Genomic DNA, 15,556 nt, shown 5'->3' with positions numbered 1-15,556 from the left:
AAGCCGACTTACAACTTTGGCAATCACAAGGCACGCCACATTCTTCAAGCTGACGCAAAGCAATAGTTGCCTGTTTGTGTTCATAAAGCGAGTATTCAGTCACAGCAAATAAGGCGGAGGAAAGATAGACATTGCACGAAAGCCGTAAATTCTTCTGTACCAGCCGGACAATGTCCTGAACTCAACAACACAAACCGTGAAGACGGTCACACATCAGTCGGTGATACTGCCTCAAGCCTGTCCAGCTTCTTGCTTGGGCGGACCTTGCCATGGAGATCAGCGGCGATTTATTGGGTCAGCTGCATTACTGAGATGACATGCGTCATTCGTGACCAGTGGTTGTCGATAGCGATTGGAGGAGGGTCACTGCTGACGTTGGTTTGGCTTGAGGCGTTCGTTTGATGAGGTGGCAGGTTATGGCCGGCGCTTTTGGGGTGTAAATCGCTGTGATTGCTTGCGCTGCTAAGTATTTACCCCGGCGCCCCTTGTCTTCAGGTTACAAGCTGCTTTTCGCTGAGAACGAATGCAGTGCAGTGGAACTGAGCCTGTCGGTTGTAGTGGCCGGTTTTCACCCCATTCAGACTTGTAATAACAGTTACAGACGCTGATTTTTTGTCTTAGACAAGGGATAGAGACAAGGAGGAAATGATGCTCAACGAACTGCTTCTCACCACCACCCTTAGCGTGGCCATCGTTGGCGCTATGGCTCTCTTCTATGGAGAGCTTCAGCTGCTGCAACAAGATCACTAGTCAGGCGGACACGCGGACATTCCTTTATGTCTGGGTAAACCCCCTACAGAGCGGTGCGTCATCTGATCGCGGACAGAAAAAACCCCGTCTCCCAAACAAGGTGTTTTCGGAGAAGGGGCAGTAACTGGTCCTTGATTGACAAGGGTTAAGTCTCGTCTTGACCCCCAACAAACCAGATCAGAAACCAGAATCAACCTGCTACAGCGGAAATGCTGTAAGGAGCTTCAGGGAAGCTTGTGGGCATTGGATCGAGCTTGCCTTGTGCCAATGCTTTGGCACGGACATACATCTGGCTTGATGTGGCACCAGCTGCTTCCATCTCTTTCGCGACGAGGTCCCAGTTGCGAACTTCGGTAGACATCTGTGGATGATTTAGGACGAATACAACATCGCCAGCCAACAAGTCTGACCGTGACGGTGGAAACCGCCATGGGACCGAACAAGCGAAATGAGAAGTTCACCGTTAAGACCTTGTCTCTGTGGTGCCAGTGAGACGTGATCAAGGATGTTGATCATGACGCCATCTCCCTTGCGTCAAGCTCACGCTAAAAGCGATCGCGTAGATCAGCAGCAGCGTCACTGACATCAAGGATGGCAGCTGCTACTGCTGGCGCTCCCCCCAACGTGATCGACGTTTGATCGTTTTGTGTCGCCGATCGCGGTACGGACGTTTATACGCGAAGGTGTTTTCACGCGGCTGGGCCGAGAGACCACGACGCGAGATCTAAATAAGGGACCAGACCAATGAGCCGACGAGGAATCCACCCCCTCCTGATGGGGCTTGACAAGCCTGAGCGCAAAATCGAGAAAAGGGAAACCGAGCTGACTGGTTATGAGTCAGCCCAGCGCAAGCGTTTCCTTCGTACCGAGGCGGAAGATGACGAGGGCAGGGAGGCTGGCTGAACGATCGACGTTTGACGGTTGGTAATAACTGATGACCCACATCATCCGACCTTATGAGAAGACAGTCGTGAAGGTTGAAGTGGAAGATGAGCGTCCTGCTGTCGGTGTCGCCTCATACCTGATTCACAGGCCTTCACGGGAGATTCTCTGGAATCAAAAAATGACCAAAAGACGTGTTGCCGAATAAGCTCCTTGGTTCCATATTTGCTTTGCGCGGACATGTGGAGTTCATCCACACGCGACGGCCTCGGAAGAGCGATCCGAGAGCTGGCAGAACCCCTGTCTCCTGCGTGAACGATCGCGGGAGACAACCTTCTGTGCAACGGAATGCTGAAAAGAGTCAGTGCATACGACGCATGGCTCCGTATCAGGAGGAGCTTGTGTGTGCAGACACCGCATCGCTCGGGAAGAGCAAGCTCTTCTCGCGGTTCTGTAGTCCTTTCCCCGATCAGGTAGCTGGCTTGTAAGCCCTACCTGTAGAAGGGGCTGCCTGGATCGACATCGGCAACTGAGGCGGTCAAAAAGAAACCCCGGAGAGATCCCCGAGGTCTTCAATCCTTTCGGCTGATCCCCATCACCCGGCCAGACCCGATAAAGCTAGCCGCATTGGACTCATTTGTGCCACCCACATCATTTGTGCCATGTGGAACGCCTCGATTGTGTATTGAAGTTCTGACCACTAATAGGTGGCACCATATGTGGGGCTGGTCAGTACTAGGCGGCTAAGCCATATTTAGGTTTCCCCCATCACTCAGCCCGTTGTGCGACTCACACCGGGTTTTTTTGTACCCTGAAGCGCTAGGGATGGTGCTCTGAGCGGCTGCAACTCCTTGCAGTACTGTGAGTCGATCTCATCGGTTAACGGCGCAATATCAATTACGGTGAACCACTCAGGATTTAGGAGCATTTGCAAGACCAACTAAATCTTCAGTTCACTAACTAATAGCTATCAAATACTGATGCTTTCCCATCGAAGTCTACAGCCAAAACTTCATAGTTCTGAGTAGCCATCTGTGAAGTCTCCATTCCTGGAGAACCAAGCGGCATCCCTGGGACCGAAAGGCCAGCAATATCAGGCATATCTCTCAAAAGCTTGTCTATTGATTTGCCCGGTACATGACCTTCAATAAAGTAGCCCTCCACAAAAGCAGTATGACAAGAAGCTAATGAAGAAGAAATTCCCTCAGAGATCTTCAAATCATTTATATCGTTAGATATATTGTCAACAACTTTGTATCCACCTTCAACCATCCGCGCACCCCACTTCTTGCAGCATCCGCATGACTTATCTCTATAAAGATAGATTTCTATACCATTTTTGTTGCTGCCTGGAATCATTATTTCATCACCAGGTCCATGGTCATGACCTCCATGACTGTGGGCTGAAGGAGCTGCAAGAATGCTTCCCAGCAATAAAAATAGAACGAGCTTCATAGATTTAGTGTGTTCGTGATGGCGGCCTTTGATATGGCCACGAGTAGTTTCCTAATCACCATTCTGCCTGAAACGGTCGCAACACGCATTACCGAAAGCCTCCCTACCGCCTCGTCGCACTGTTGCCACAACTGCAAAGCCGTTCAAAAATGGGGGATCGCTAGAACCGTATGCGCGTGAAACGATTTCTCCTGCTGGGTGCCTTGGTAGTAGGCGCTCACGCTCAGCCAGCAATGGCGCAAGAGGAAGCTAGAGAATTTGTCCCAACGGCGTCGAAACGGGCCATCAACCTCGCTCGCGGGACTGCGGCAGCAGCAAATGGAGGATTACGCCTTTATCACCCAGCTCGATGCATGTATGTGAGTCCAACAAAAAACCCATGTCTAATAAAACGAGATGCGAACGGCCTCACGTTTCGATTCCTGGGAGGCCCTCCAGGCTGGGAAGTGCTTGGACTTCCTCCAACAGTCGAATCGATTGTGGTGATCGCTCCGGATGGACAATCAGTGATTACTGAAAGCCATGAAGAAATCAGCGAGGTGTCGTTGCCACCGTTGCCCTGACGACTGAGGCCGATGTGCAACATCGACTAGGAAATCCAAATCAATACCGGCGGGGATGCGTCCTGCAACCTCGAAACCCTTTCTGGTCTGCGCCCAACGCCATCATTCGATTTAGTGCCGTTATCGCGCCCACAGCGGCAGAAAATTGTCCCGTATTTTCCGCCTTGCGAGCGATTCGCTCTAACCGTCCCACCTGTTGGAAAAGTAAGTCCTTCTGATCGATCTCCTCAGATCCATAGGCAGCATCTAGCCAGTCCTTGTGAGCTGCACAGACGACATCACGGGCGTTCCTGCGGCTGCACCCCCATGTTTCGGCAGTAAGGGCAGTTAATTCGCTGAGACCCATTCCGGCGTCTATTTGCCGCATCGCCCATTCATGGCGTTGCTTCTTCTCAATGGCGGTAACGCGCTTGCGTGTCACAGCAGGCACGCTCCTATGAACGCCTGCTCAACCTCAGACAAGGATTCATCGTCCAAGTCCATGTCGGCGATGGTTCTGGCGACCAACTCACGAGTGATACGGAACCACTCCTTTCGTGTTGCTGACCAGGGCCAGTCATCATGGCCATCAAGGATGAAGCCTTCAGGACAGATGCCGTCGAGGATATTTGCCATCAGTTCGCCGCAAGTTCACTAAGAAAAAGCTCAGCCAAAAGTACGCCCATTCCACCCCCAGTTAGAAGCATTGACATCGTCAAACCCAATATAAATACGATCCTTCGGAATGCCTAAAGACGACTTGATCAATTCGCAAAATTGATCAGACATTGCAGGAGGCGTCAAAGCTCCGATTGATTTGACCTCTACATAAGCGCAAGGCTCTTCACTACCTGCGAATGTCATTGGAACACCAGAGTCCAAAAGCGTCATTACATACGACTCAGGCTTACCCGTGGCAGTGGCAAGAGCAGCAGAAAGCTTCTTTAAAAGGCCATTTGGAGTCTGTACATCGGTAATATTGGTCTTGACACTAATGAACGGCATTGGCTGGTTAGACAATCTATCCTTATTTTGACTCCATAAGACATCAATTGCAACCATTTACAGTTCCGAAGGCACTGACAATAAAATGCGGCAGGTCCCATACACATCAGCCCAAGAATTCTGCAACACTCTTATCGCTCTGCCTCAACAAAGCAAAAGTTGTTCCTGCATTACCGCGACAAATTCGCAGCTGTGAATCCAAAACGGTCATATCAAGCCAAGCAGGAAAACTCTGCCGAACATCTTTTAAGAGTTTAATTTGCCCGATACCAGAGTGACGGGGACCTATCCAACCGCCTCTACGGAAGCAAACCTCGACTCTTGTTGAGTTAATTACATCTAAGTCAGCCTGCACAAAAACCGATCCCACAGCTACAAGAGGGCCTCTTAGACGGAGTATATTGCCACCTCTTTTTGTCACAGGGTCCAATATCTGCAGATTTTCCAGCCAGGGTGCCTGTCTGAGCAATGGCTGGGTAGAGCTACTCCACCGAATACCACCATACAAAAGATCTGAACCACAACTCAGATCTGCAGGATAATTATCCTCTACTTCAGATACAAGTTTTGGAATGACCAGACTATTAGGAGTTTCCCGAAGAAGTCTCACCAGCTCATCGCGATTGTTAGATATTAAAAGTTCACAATTATTGGCACATACTGGCGAAATCCAGAGAAAAACGTGGAGAGGGCTAACGTCATACACAGAAAACGTGGCAAGCTAATCAAAGCTCGTGACATTGCAATGCAAGACAAGCTCATTTCATCCGTCAGCGCAAGCTCAACCATCAAGAACTCTTAAAAAAATCAGTAAACGCATCATCTATTACAATAAACAGGCTGTTCAGTCAGAAACTGTCACAGTCGTTACTTGGAAGGTGTGAGCGAAAGAATTAGCAATTAAGTGCCAACTCTTTAAGGCAATTAACTTGATGCACGTTTTTTCACGCTTTTCAAAGGGTGCAATATGCTCTGGAACCCTTGCCTTGATCGCAGTCTCCTCATCAGGAGGCGCCTATGCATTTGATGCAACAGTCACCGTCGGCATCCTGCACTCGCTGTCCGGCACCATGGCCATCTCCGAGTCCACCCTGGTGGACACCGAGAAAATGGCGATCGATGAGATCAACGCCGCTGGTGGTGTCGAAGTGGACGGCAAGAAATACAAGATCGAATACATCGTCGAGGACGGTGCTTCCGATTGGCCCACCTTCGCTGAGAAGTCCAAGAAGCTGATCGACCAGGACCAGGTGCCCGTTGTCTTCGGTGGCTGGACCTCCGCCAGCCGCAAGGCGATGCTGCCTGTCTACGAGTCAAAGAACGCTTTCCTCTATTACCCGATTCAGTACGAGGGTCAGGAGTGTTCCAACAACATCTTTTACACCGGTGCCACGCCGAACCAGCAGTCGGAGCCTGCCACCAAGTTCATGTATGAGAAGTCGCCTGCCGCTGGCAAGCCCTTCTTCCTGGTGGGTTCGGACTACGTTTTCCCCCGCACCTCCAACACCATCACCAAGGAACAGCTCAAGTCCCTGGGTGGCGAAGTGGCCGGTGAGGACTACCTGCCCCTGGGCAACACCGAGGTTGCTCCGATCATTTCCAAAATCAAGAGAGCTCTCCCTAAGGGAGGCGTGATCATCAACACCCTGAACGGTGACCAGAACGTCGCCTTCTTCAAGCAGATCCAGGACGCCGGTATCACCCCTAAGAAGGGCTTCTACGTGATGAGCTATTCCATCGCGGAAGAGGAGATCAGCACCATCGGTTCTGAGTTCCTTGAGGGCCACTACGGCGCTTGGAACTACATGATGTCGATCGACACCCCGGCATCCAAGAAGTTCGCCGCAGACTTCAAGGCCAAGTACGGCGCCGACCGCCAGGTCGCTGACCCCCAGGAGTCGGCCTACAACATGGTCTACCTGTGGAAGAAGGCTGTCGAGAAGGCCAACAGCTTCGACGACGACAAGGTGCGTGAAGTCCTGGTCGGCATCGAGTTCGACGCGCCTCAGGGACCTGTGAAGGTGATGCCCAACCACCACCTCTCACAGACCGTGCGCATTGGTCAGATCACTGCTGACGGTCAGTTCGAGATCCTCGAATCCACCGATGGTCCTGTGGCTCCTCAGGCCTGGAACCAGTTCGAGCCCAGCTCCAAGGGCTTCGCTTGCGACTGGACCGACGCCGCCAAGGGCGAGAAATATGAAATGTAGACCCTGATATTCGGAATATTTGCGTTCAGGCCTAGCGGCATTAAATGCCGCTAGGCATTTTAATGCCAAAAATAAATTGAAAAGTATAAATTTGGCGACGAGGCGTTAGCTCCTCAAGCAACCGCCTCGCCTAAGCCCAATAACTCCGTCCACAAAAAAGTGAACATTACTAAGCCTAAATAAATTATACTCAAATTTACAGACAAATAAGTGGCAGATGCTACATATAATCGCTACATGTAAATACTATTTCGCAAGACTTGACCTTACCGTCCGTAATCTTGCCCGCCTCCACGGCTTCACTAATATCCCAAGCTTATACTTCATTCATTACCTTCAATGTTTTCAGACAAGCCATACAGCTCTGCCTAAGCGGGTGTGGATGAAAAATGACCACCTTGATGATCACCCAGACGAGTACGAAGCCCAGCCCAGCAGCATTGAAACAAATGTTTCCGAGTCAGATCTATTGAAGTCATCGGCCAAAGGGCTGCTAAGGTTAAGGCTTAGTTAACAGACCATGAAGGGAGGGTAAGGCCTCTCCGGTTGACGCCTTTGCTTTTGACGCCGAACACTGTCCGCCAGTGGCTGAGCCTGATGACAGCAGTCATGCTCTTCGCTCACATCACCACCCAAGTTGGCATATATGCCTTCGGTGCCGACAAACACTGGCTCGATGTGTTGAACATGGATCGCGAGCTGAATCTGCCCACACTTTTCAGCACGATGCTGCTGCTAACAGCTGCGAGGCTCCTGATGCAGTTGAGCAAGGCCTCACTGCAGGAGTCAGCAGATGACTGGACTCTTCTCAGTCGAATCTTTATGTTTCTCGCGGTTGATGAAGCCCTACAGATCCACGAGATCCTTATCCTTCCGGACCTGCGACACCATATTCATCCTGCTCTTGCCTCCACCTGGGTAATCCCCTATGGCCTCGTAGCTCTAGGACTGCTTTGGCGCTTCCGCCATTTTCTGACCACTCTTTCGGCCAAGACATCCAACAGTTTCCTTTGTGCAGGAGGCGTTTACATCACGGGGGCAATCGGAATGGAAATGGTGGGCAGCTTTGCCGTTCGCTCGGGCGTCATCCGTCTTCACAGTTTCTGGTATGGCGCTATCACGGGCATAGAAGAATCGCTTGAGATCATGGGTCTAATCCTTTTTATACACGCACTCATGCGGCAATTGATCAAGCAGAGTGGAAAACAGGCCTGGATCCTGAAATTTAGTGCTGATCCACCCAATCTATAAAAATCTAGTGAAAAATCCCAGTAGAAGTATTGAGCGGTGGCTTACGGCAACTTGTTCACCCAGGCCTTCTCAAAGAAACTAAGTACAGAAGATAATTTTGGACTCTCAAATGAAGAGAAAGCCTATTTTTCTGCAGCGGTATCACTCAATTGGCTCTTCCTCGCTCATTTTGAATAGTCTGCTTTTTTCAAAGGACTGATGACTCGCCAAAATCCTGGTTTGGAGAGGTGCCTTAAAGCTATCACGTGCACCAACAATGACCTGGAACAGCGTCCTCTGTCTCGCCAACAAGTAAGAGATTATGTACAACTGCCCCTGGGTTGAATTACAAGACTCTGACTATTTCATTTACAAGCTGGCCTGATCCTCAGACCTTCATCAGCAAAGTTTGCACAGCTGCTAGAATCCAACAACTATTTAGAGATTATTAGAAGGAATTTCTTTTCGGTAAAACTCTCAAAAGTAGCATGACCTGAGGCCAGATAATGTGTCCTCAGCAGACATGAACTTGCTAGTTCAGCAGGGAAACTATCAGATTAACTCTCCATGAGTAAAAGCTATTCTTTGCGATGAAAGCTTTGCAGACAGGGTCTTGCCGACCTCGATTGCATCGCTTTCATCCCCAGATTCTATATCATTTATTTCTTTCAATGTTCTCAGGTAAGTAATGCAGCTTTGCCGTATCTCCATTAATTCCCCATAGCAATCCTGGTATCCTGCATTTGCACGCAGCTCATAATCCGGTTTAATCATAGATTCCATAAAAAGATCTAATGCACGCTGATAGGCAAGTGGGCGCATGATTTCGACGAATCTCTTCTCGATTCAAACCCTAAGAAGCTCCCGTAGATGTCCTGACGGCTACAGTTTTTTAACGTATAAATACTCAAATCATTGGGTCTATGGGGCATCACCAGATTTTGCTCTTTGCAATTATCCAGACGCAGCACTATCCAAGCCGAAGTGAAGAACTGTCCCGAGGGTTGCTAGCGACATAGTGACCAGTTGTCGCGCTCGTTGAATGTCCAAGCGTTGCTTGGAGCGTGAATACATCGATTCCCCGCTGAACCGCATGTGTGGCATGGCTGTGCCTCAGCTGGTGTGGATGGACATGGAAGCCAGCTCTTCTTCCCCACTTGTGGCAAACATCTCCGATTGCTTGGCGCGTGAGATGCCCAGCCCGCCTGGGACTTGGGAAGACGAACTCTTCATCAGAGCCGCGGCCAAGTCCTTGAAAGAGGCCAAGCGTTGCTGGCAATAAGCGAACAGTCCGTCGCTTTGATCCCTCGCCGAAGAGGTGAATCTGCCTCCGTCATCGAGAGCCTCGATGTCTCTCCAACGGACTAGAATACTCATTAAAGACTTTACGCTGACGTACAATAATGAATGGCTTCCATGCGAAGACGATTGATGATCAGATCAGCCTGAATAGGAAGCTGACGTTTAGGCACCTAAAAGACGTGTTTAGAGTTGCATTTATTATAGTTCTTAAATTCGACACTGAAAGCTCTTGCGGCTATAGTATTGGAGCGACGGGTGCCTCGGCACTTCCACAAAGAAAGGGGGCTGGTTGTTTCGACCGCCCCCTTTCTTGTGTTGTCCAAAGTTGACGTAATTAGGGTTAAGTCAACCTAGCGTCAATGAAGACGAATCATCAGGATTAGCCTGCAGATAGTGACCTGTGGTGTCACTGCTGGCATGACCAAGCGTCTGAGAAAGCGTGTAGAGGTTGCAACCACGGCGAAGTGCATGCGTGGCATGACTGTGACGCGTGCAATGTGGATGCAAATGGACGTCGACCTCAACACCCCCATCGCTTCATCCGATCAGCGACGGCCTGTCTCGTCAAAGGTCCTTTTCTTCTCGAAGAAGGAAACAACCATTGATCTGGCTCCCCCCTGCCAATCGACTCAAAGAGCTGAATGGTTTCCTCGCTGACTCGCACAGTGCGTGGCTTGCTGCCCTTGCCCAATAGATGAATCTGGCCGCCGGTTTCAAGACGCTCAATGTCTTGCCACTTCAAGGCGATCAGCTCTGACACACGGCAACCGATCAGATACGAACCGCGCACCAACACCAAGTCACGCGCAGCAATGGTTGACCCCTTTACCTTCACTGCACTTATTGCACCAAAGACAGATGTCAGATCAGCCTCAGACAGTGGTTTGGCCAACTTTGCTGCCGACAGCCCTGTTCTTCGGGGGACTGGGTTCCGCGGCACTCCTGACACAGCTGATCGGGTAGCTTCCGACGCCCATCGATACAGGCTGCTGATAGCTGAGATACGCCTGTTGAAAGAGCGCGGCTTCAGATCACCAAGCTCGACTTGCTGACGCAGTTCGGCGATCCAATCTTCGACAAGCGTCGAATCAATTTCACGCAAATGCAGGTGGGGGTGAACACGGTCTCGCCACCTGACGTAATGACGAATTTCACGGCGATAACCGTCTTGGGTTTCCTGACTGCCAGTACGGCTGCATTGGGCGAGAAACCTTTTTAGCAGGAGGCTGTCGCTCCAAAGGACAGCTCCAGCTTGGGCAGCGTCGAAGAGACGGCTGACATACGCCAACGCCTCTGCCTTGTCCATGCCAACCAACACAGGCGGCAATTTGTCGGACGATTTGTCGGAAAGCGTTTTTTGAGGATCTAGCGTAAGAGCCAGATCGCTTTTGCTGGAATGGTTTAAGGGGGACTTCCACCCCCCAGCAGTCATTTGGGTGATACGACTGTCCGCTTTCCAGTCGCAGACTGCAGTCTCAGAATTAACCCAGATATAGCAAAGCTATTCGGGGGAATCCCACGGAAGGCGGGTTGAAGCCAAGGTCATCCTGGGTCACAATTGGGGTCACAAAACGGGTCATTTGGCTGACTTCGGACCTGGATTCCAGAGCGCGGTGAAGTCGGCGTACCCCGGCTGGAGCGTTGTGCGGCACACAGCCACCAGCAAGATCAGGCTCCGTGTTCGAAGTGGTGAACGATGCGTCGGTGAGCAGGCCGTGCTCCCTCTCGCATGGGAGGCCCGCAACGTGGCCGAGGCGATGCAGTGGATCGGTCGGATCTACAAACTGATCCACACCGGAGACCACAGCCTGAAGACCGCTCGTGATGCGGTTCTGGGGAAGGCCACCACCCACGTGGAGAAGAAGGACTGGACCTGGGATCAGATCTGCGAGAAATATCGGAACCACCTTCAGACCCGGAAAAACAAAATCAAGGACACCACCTTCGAAGCGTCTTACGGCCGGTACTTCGAGGTGATGCTGAAACTGCTCCGCAGCAACACACCCCCCCGCACCGGCGCTCAACTGTTGGATGCAGTGCTGTCGGCCCCCAGGGTCAACAAGAAACCTGGAAAGATGTTTGGGACGCCGTTGAAGACCTGGGGCGAGCAAGACGCCAGCCGGTTGGAGTGCTGCCTGGCGATCAAAAACATGCTCACCTACGCGGTGTCGATGGACTACCGGCCGGGGTTGTGGCTGATCCCTGAAGCTCTCTACGAGGACCTGCGCGGCTCAGACAGTGCTGCCGCGGCATTGAAAGGAAAAAGCGACCTCACTGACATCGAGATCCTGGAACTGATCCAGACCATCGAACAGCGCAGCCCAGGGTGGGCGTCAGTCCTCCGCCTCTGCGCGACGTTCGGGTTGAGGCCCTGCGAAGCCGATCGAAACCGGCACCTTGAGGTCCGGGTCAACAGCCGCGGCCAGGAGCAACTGCACTGCAGTTATCAGAAGAAGGCCGGAAAACGTCTTACCCCGCAGCGTTGGCTCGTCCCCCTGCCATTCATTGATCACGGTGGCGAGAGGGTCTGGTGGGACGGCTGGCGGGGCCTGAACGATCTGCCCTGGCCCCCGGTCGAGCGGGTCGATGGTGCAGCACTCGGGAAGTTTCTGCGCCGACAACCGGAATGGAAATCCTTGGTCGCCGAGAAGGCGAAGCAAGGACTTCAGCTCAAGCCTTATGCCTTCAGAGATTCATTCACCCACCGCTGCGCACGCTTCGGGATCGCTGATGCAGACGCGGCCCTGGCCAGCGGCCACAGCGTGAAGGTTCACCGCGAGAGTTACATCAACACCAGCACCGAAACGATGTTGGATGCGTTCGAGCGGGCCGCGGGACGGAATTGAAAGGAATTTGGGGGTAGACGAACAGGCAACATACTGCTAGAGATGAAATATCACTCGAAAGTTGCCCCGCCGATCGTATATCCGGCGGGTTCCCTTTCTGAGAACCTGACTATCGATTATTCGGTGGGCTGAGGGGAGTTGATCTAGGACAAGCCTCAAGATCACCCCCGATTAAGCCATGGCTAAGCACGACAAATACGCCCAACTCAAATCCAAGAGAATCAACGGTCGGACCCTAAAGTTCCCCGCTGGCACTCCTCAGTTAGAGATTGACGGCGTCGAGTTTGTTGCTTCAATCATTGCCAAAGCTCACGCCGAGAATCCAGAAGAGAACTGGCTTTATAGGTGTCAGCCTTGGGTTAGAGAAGCTGTGGAAATGATGCGGGGATAACATTTACCCATCCAATTAATTGGATCGACACCGCGAGGATGAAAAAGATCCTCGGCATCAGCGACAAAACACCTCTCGCCCTCAAGAACAACACCACAATGTTCCGCGAGGGGCAGGACTGGCGACGCAAAGGCGCGTCAGCCCGTAGCCCCCTGCAGTGGAACGAGGAGGCCGTCGAGCGGGCTTTTACCAACTGGAAGCGTCCAGCTCCCAGCACCGTGGAAACCTTCGAAGCAGTGGAGGCGAAGTGATGGATAAAAACATCAAACTCGTGATCCATTGTGGAGAGTCTTCCATCGAATTAGATGGCCACACTCTTGAAAAGCATGGAGTCCTCGATGCTCTGAAGAAGCATTACGCCAACAAGCCTGATCTCAGCTGGTGGCAGAAAACTTTCGAGATGCTTGCGGACCTGCTTTGGGATCAAAGTGTCGACGAAACGATGCGAGGAGAGGCGTTCCACGAACAGCTAACAATTGCTCTTGGAAGGGAAACACCTCTGCAGAGAGCAATGTCGCGAGAGCTGCACCAACAGCTCTCCAAGGTGGAGGCCGACTGATCCATGAAAAAGCCCGCCGTTGCCGCGGCGGGCCTGGATCTGGATTTCAACTATTCAAATTTAGGCCCGGCCGCCTGGGAGCAACAGTCTCCTCAGTCACAGCCTGTCTTGGACACAGACTCGTGTCCAATTCTCAATAACAACTCAGTCCACAACGAGACTGATCCGCGACAGTCTCAGGAAGCCCGGCGACAACGCAGTCGTCGTGGTGGCGTGAGACGCCGATCCGGCCGCGTACCTGCGATACAGGCAGAGCAGCGGCATGGCCGGATAGCGCAGTCATCCAGCAGGCGCTCCCCTTGCCCGGTGTGTGGTCGAGTCCGCAACGGTCACTGCCGATGGGGTGATGGCGTCTGGAATTGCTTCGTGGGTGACACCAACCACCCACCCAGCAACATCCGCATCGGTGATGTCATCGATATCAATGGTGAGCATGCCGCACTGGTTGCCACCGATGGCGGGCATTCAGGCAACAGCTATGTCTTCCGCGCTCACACCGCGCTCAACAGAACCCGGGCCCGGCAGGTCGCCAAACCTGCCCCGAAGGACTCCGGCTACATGGCATGGATCGAGGTGCTCATCGCGGACGCCGACACAGCGCTCGCCATCACCGACTTCCAGCTGCACAACACTCCACCGCCAGAGCTGCAGCACCTGCTGGCACTGATCAACGTCAGCACTGAACTGGTGGATGACTGCCTCACCAAGGTGAAGGCCGACACCCGGCAGGGCTGGGATCACCAGATCACCGTGCTTGAGACGGCTGCGGCCGCACTCAAGAAACAGAAACGCATGGCCGACCACTTCCGGTGGCACTACCTCGGGGAGGTGGAGTGATGGCAGAACAACAGCATCCAAACCTCAGCGCAGAGCTGAAGAACGGCACCGGTCCTGCCGCTGTCGGCTTCGGCCCGGCCGCTGACATCAAACGAATCAAGTCGAAGGCCAAGGAAATCGTCATCGACGACTCCATCGGATCGAGGGATCGGATGATTCACATAAAGGATGCCGCCCGTGATTACGAAGCTGAGTTCTCCAACCAAGAGCTGAAGCAGTACCTGTGGGATGCCCGCCGGGAGCTGGCTGGTGCGGCAACGCCGGTGCCACGCGGCGGGAAGCTCAAGCTCTCCAAGGCCCGATGGTTATGGACAGGTGTGGTGATGGCAGCGACCACCACACTCGTGATCGCTTTGCCGAAGGTAGGAAAGTCGCGGCTGATGACGATGGTGCTCGGCCGGATCCGGCGCGGGGACCATTCATTCCTGGGTCACGCGCTACCGGCATCGGAGCCGCTGATCTTGATCGTCGGCCCGGATCAAACCGAAGACGACTGGCAAGAGTGTTTGGTCCGCGCAGGGCTGAGTGATCCCGAGGGGAACCTCGTCGACGCCGTCGTTGGCGTATTTCACAAGGGCTGTCCCCTGCACCTGGACGAAGGTGGCATCGATCAGATCGTGGAGTTCTGCAGGGACTTCTCCAGCCTGATCATCCTTTTGGATTCTTACGCCGCGGCCACCGCTGCGCTGGGCCTGGAGGAGAAGTCGAACAGCTATGCCGACCCACTGATAGATCTGCAGGAAGCGATCGCTCCGTACGACGCAAGCCTGATCGTCATTCACCACAGCAACCGTCACTCGGCAAAGGGCCGGGCCTCCAGCGCCTCTCGTGGAACCACTGCTCTCCCGGCAGCAGTGAGTCAGACCGTGAGCCTGGCGTGGGTCTCTGACCCAGGGGACAACCCGTTGGCCCCGGCGGACTATCGGGTCAAGCTCACAACTGAAGGCCGTGCTGGCAGGCCATTGGATCTGCTGATCGAGCAAGTCGATGAAGGCTTCAACTGGATCAGCCATGGCTCCGCTGCAGAGGTTGCCCGGCAGCAGGCGATGGAGGAAATCCTCGACAAACTCACCGAGCGGCAAAGTGATGCCCTCAGAGACATGACCCATCACTGGGTCACCACCCAGCTGGGTGTGGATCGGCCGCACCTGGGCGCTGCGCTTGACCTGGATCGAAAGCGGTCAAAGGAAGTGATGGATGCGCTTCTACAGAAGAAGTTGATCCAGTTCGACCGGGAACGCCCGGCACGAGGTGGTGGCAGGGGTCAGCCGACCAGATTGTTCAGACCGGTCGACGCAGTGCTGCCCTTCTTCCCAGCTACGGATGTATCGGACATATCGGACCCTGTTTCGCCGCCGGCCTCAGAGCCACCGTCCGAAAGGTCCGAAAAGTCCGATGCCACAGAAGAACGGGAGTGTCCTGAGTGCGGGACGACTTTCCCGGCCAACAAGCGTGGGCGGCCAAAGATTTTCTGCAGCCGGGAATGCAAGAACAAGGCTGGGCGTCGGTCATCCGAACCGACAGATCCAGATCAAGGTTCTTAGTTT

The 15,556-nt window shown here is 53.0% G+C and carries 18 protein-coding genes; 8 read left to right on the top strand and 10 right to left on the bottom strand.

The genetic code is table 11. From position 1 onward, the window contains the following. Window positions 1-940: 940 nt before the first annotated feature. Entirely contained in the window at window positions 941-1,150 is a 210-nt protein-coding gene (locus tag TX72_RS13710; RefSeq protein WP_148228743.1) for a hypothetical protein, read from the bottom strand. Between the two features lie 374 nt (window positions 1,151-1,524). On the opposite strand from TX72_RS13710, the gene TX72_RS14810 reads away from it, so the two are divergent. Continuing rightward, a complete protein-coding gene (locus TX72_RS14810) occupies window positions 1,525-1,653 on the top strand; it encodes a hypothetical protein (protein ID WP_263969714.1) in 129 nt (42 codons plus the stop codon). A gap of 939 nt (window positions 1,654-2,592) precedes the next feature. On the opposite strand, the gene TX72_RS01920 is transcribed toward TX72_RS14810, so the two are convergent. The 4 genes from TX72_RS01920 to TX72_RS12965 form a co-directional block, all read right to left on the bottom strand. Beyond that, a complete protein-coding gene (locus TX72_RS01920) occupies window positions 2,593-3,087 on the bottom strand; it encodes a DUF411 domain-containing protein (RefSeq protein ID WP_011127253.1) in 495 nt (164 codons plus the stop codon). A gap of 980 nt (window positions 3,088-4,067) precedes the next feature. Next, the gene (locus TX72_RS01905; protein WP_042502905.1) at window positions 4,068-4,265 is read right to left on the bottom strand and encodes a hypothetical protein; all 198 of its coding nucleotides are present in this window, start codon (window positions 4,263-4,265) and stop codon (window positions 4,068-4,070) included. A 30-nt stretch (window positions 4,266-4,295) separates the two neighbouring features. Continuing rightward, window positions 4,296-4,634, bottom strand: coding sequence for a phenylpyruvate tautomerase MIF-related protein (locus TX72_RS12970; protein ID WP_071820820.1), 339 nt, complete (start codon window positions 4,632-4,634; stop codon window positions 4,296-4,298). Window positions 4,635-4,740: 106 nt separating this feature from the next. Continuing rightward, window positions 4,741-5,244 carry a PAP/fibrillin family protein gene (locus TX72_RS12965; protein ID WP_225867724.1) on the bottom strand — a complete coding sequence of 168 codons (504 nt, stop codon included), beginning with the start codon at window positions 5,242-5,244 and terminating at the stop codon, window positions 4,741-4,743. Window positions 5,245-5,566: 322 nt separating this feature from the next. On the opposite strand from TX72_RS12965, the gene urtA reads away from it, so the two are divergent. Then, on the top strand, window positions 5,567-6,844 hold the full coding sequence (gene urtA, locus TX72_RS01900; RefSeq protein ID WP_042502903.1) for an urea ABC transporter substrate-binding protein: 1,278 nt from the start codon (window positions 5,567-5,569) through the stop codon (window positions 6,842-6,844). Window positions 6,845-7,390: 546 nt separating this feature from the next. Further along, complete coding sequence (locus TX72_RS01895) at window positions 7,391-8,095, top strand: DUF8692 domain-containing protein (RefSeq protein ID WP_011127246.1); 705 nt, start codon at window positions 7,391-7,393, stop codon at window positions 8,093-8,095. 531 nt (window positions 8,096-8,626) lie between these two features. Here TX72_RS01895 and TX72_RS01890 read toward each other — a convergent pair. The 4 genes from TX72_RS01890 to TX72_RS01880 form a co-directional block, all read right to left on the bottom strand. Further along, window positions 8,627-8,896, bottom strand: coding sequence for a hypothetical protein (locus TX72_RS01890; RefSeq protein ID WP_042502896.1), 270 nt, complete (start codon window positions 8,894-8,896; stop codon window positions 8,627-8,629). A gap of 148 nt (window positions 8,897-9,044) precedes the next feature. Then, the gene (locus TX72_RS12960; protein ID WP_071820819.1) at window positions 9,045-9,353 is read right to left on the bottom strand and encodes a tyrosine-type recombinase/integrase; all 309 of its coding nucleotides are present in this window, start codon (window positions 9,351-9,353) and stop codon (window positions 9,045-9,047) included. Between the two features lie 368 nt (window positions 9,354-9,721). Continuing rightward, a complete protein-coding gene (locus TX72_RS14805; protein ID WP_083810613.1) occupies window positions 9,722-9,883 on the bottom strand; it encodes a tyrosine-type recombinase/integrase in 162 nt (53 codons plus the stop codon). A 13-nt stretch (window positions 9,884-9,896) separates the two neighbouring features. Then, on the bottom strand, window positions 9,897-10,808 hold the full coding sequence (locus TX72_RS01880; RefSeq protein ID WP_011127244.1) for a tyrosine-type recombinase/integrase: 912 nt from the start codon (window positions 10,806-10,808) through the stop codon (window positions 9,897-9,899). Between the two features lie 283 nt (window positions 10,809-11,091). Here TX72_RS01880 and TX72_RS01875 point away from each other — a divergent pair, with 283 nt between their 5' ends. The 3 genes from TX72_RS01875 (at window position 11,092) to TX72_RS01860 (ending at window position 13,172) form a co-directional block, all read left to right on the top strand. Further along, the gene (locus tag TX72_RS01875; protein ID WP_148228742.1) at window positions 11,092-12,222 is read left to right on the top strand and encodes a site-specific integrase; all 1,131 of its coding nucleotides are present in this window, start codon (window positions 11,092-11,094) and stop codon (window positions 12,220-12,222) included. 429 nt (window positions 12,223-12,651) lie between these two features. Beyond that, on the top strand, window positions 12,652-12,864 hold the full coding sequence (locus TX72_RS01865; RefSeq protein WP_042502883.1) for a hypothetical protein: 213 nt from the start codon (window positions 12,652-12,654) through the stop codon (window positions 12,862-12,864). Next, window positions 12,864-13,172: a hypothetical protein gene (locus TX72_RS01860; RefSeq protein WP_042502881.1), complete on the top strand. Its 309-nt coding sequence runs from the start codon at window positions 12,864-12,866 to the stop codon at window positions 13,170-13,172. The genes TX72_RS01865 and TX72_RS01860 overlap by 1 nt, the downstream gene beginning before the upstream one ends. A 133-nt stretch (window positions 13,173-13,305) precedes the next feature. Here TX72_RS01860 and TX72_RS14085 read toward each other — a convergent pair whose 3' ends face one another. Next, complete coding sequence (locus tag TX72_RS14085) at window positions 13,306-13,455, bottom strand: hypothetical protein (protein ID WP_158305708.1); 150 nt, start codon at window positions 13,453-13,455, stop codon at window positions 13,306-13,308. 83 nt (window positions 13,456-13,538) lie between these two features. Between TX72_RS14085 and TX72_RS01855 the strand changes: the two genes are divergently transcribed. Beyond that, on the top strand, window positions 13,539-14,009 hold the full coding sequence (locus TX72_RS01855) for a hypothetical protein (protein WP_042502879.1): 471 nt from the start codon (window positions 13,539-13,541) through the stop codon (window positions 14,007-14,009). After that, window positions 14,009-15,553, top strand: coding sequence for an AAA family ATPase (locus TX72_RS01850; RefSeq protein WP_011127240.1), 1,545 nt, complete (start codon window positions 14,009-14,011; stop codon window positions 15,551-15,553). Before TX72_RS01855 ends, TX72_RS01850 begins: the two co-directional genes overlap by 1 nt. The last annotated feature ends 3 nt before the right edge of the window (window positions 15,554-15,556 follow it).

The sequence above is a fragment of the Parasynechococcus marenigrum WH 8102 genome, assembly GCF_000195975.1.
GTDB lineage: Bacteria > Cyanobacteriota > Cyanobacteriia > PCC-6307 > Cyanobiaceae > Parasynechococcus > Parasynechococcus marisnigri.
Note: the sequence above shows the minus strand (reverse complement) of the source record. Positions and strands in the feature narration are given on the sequence as shown.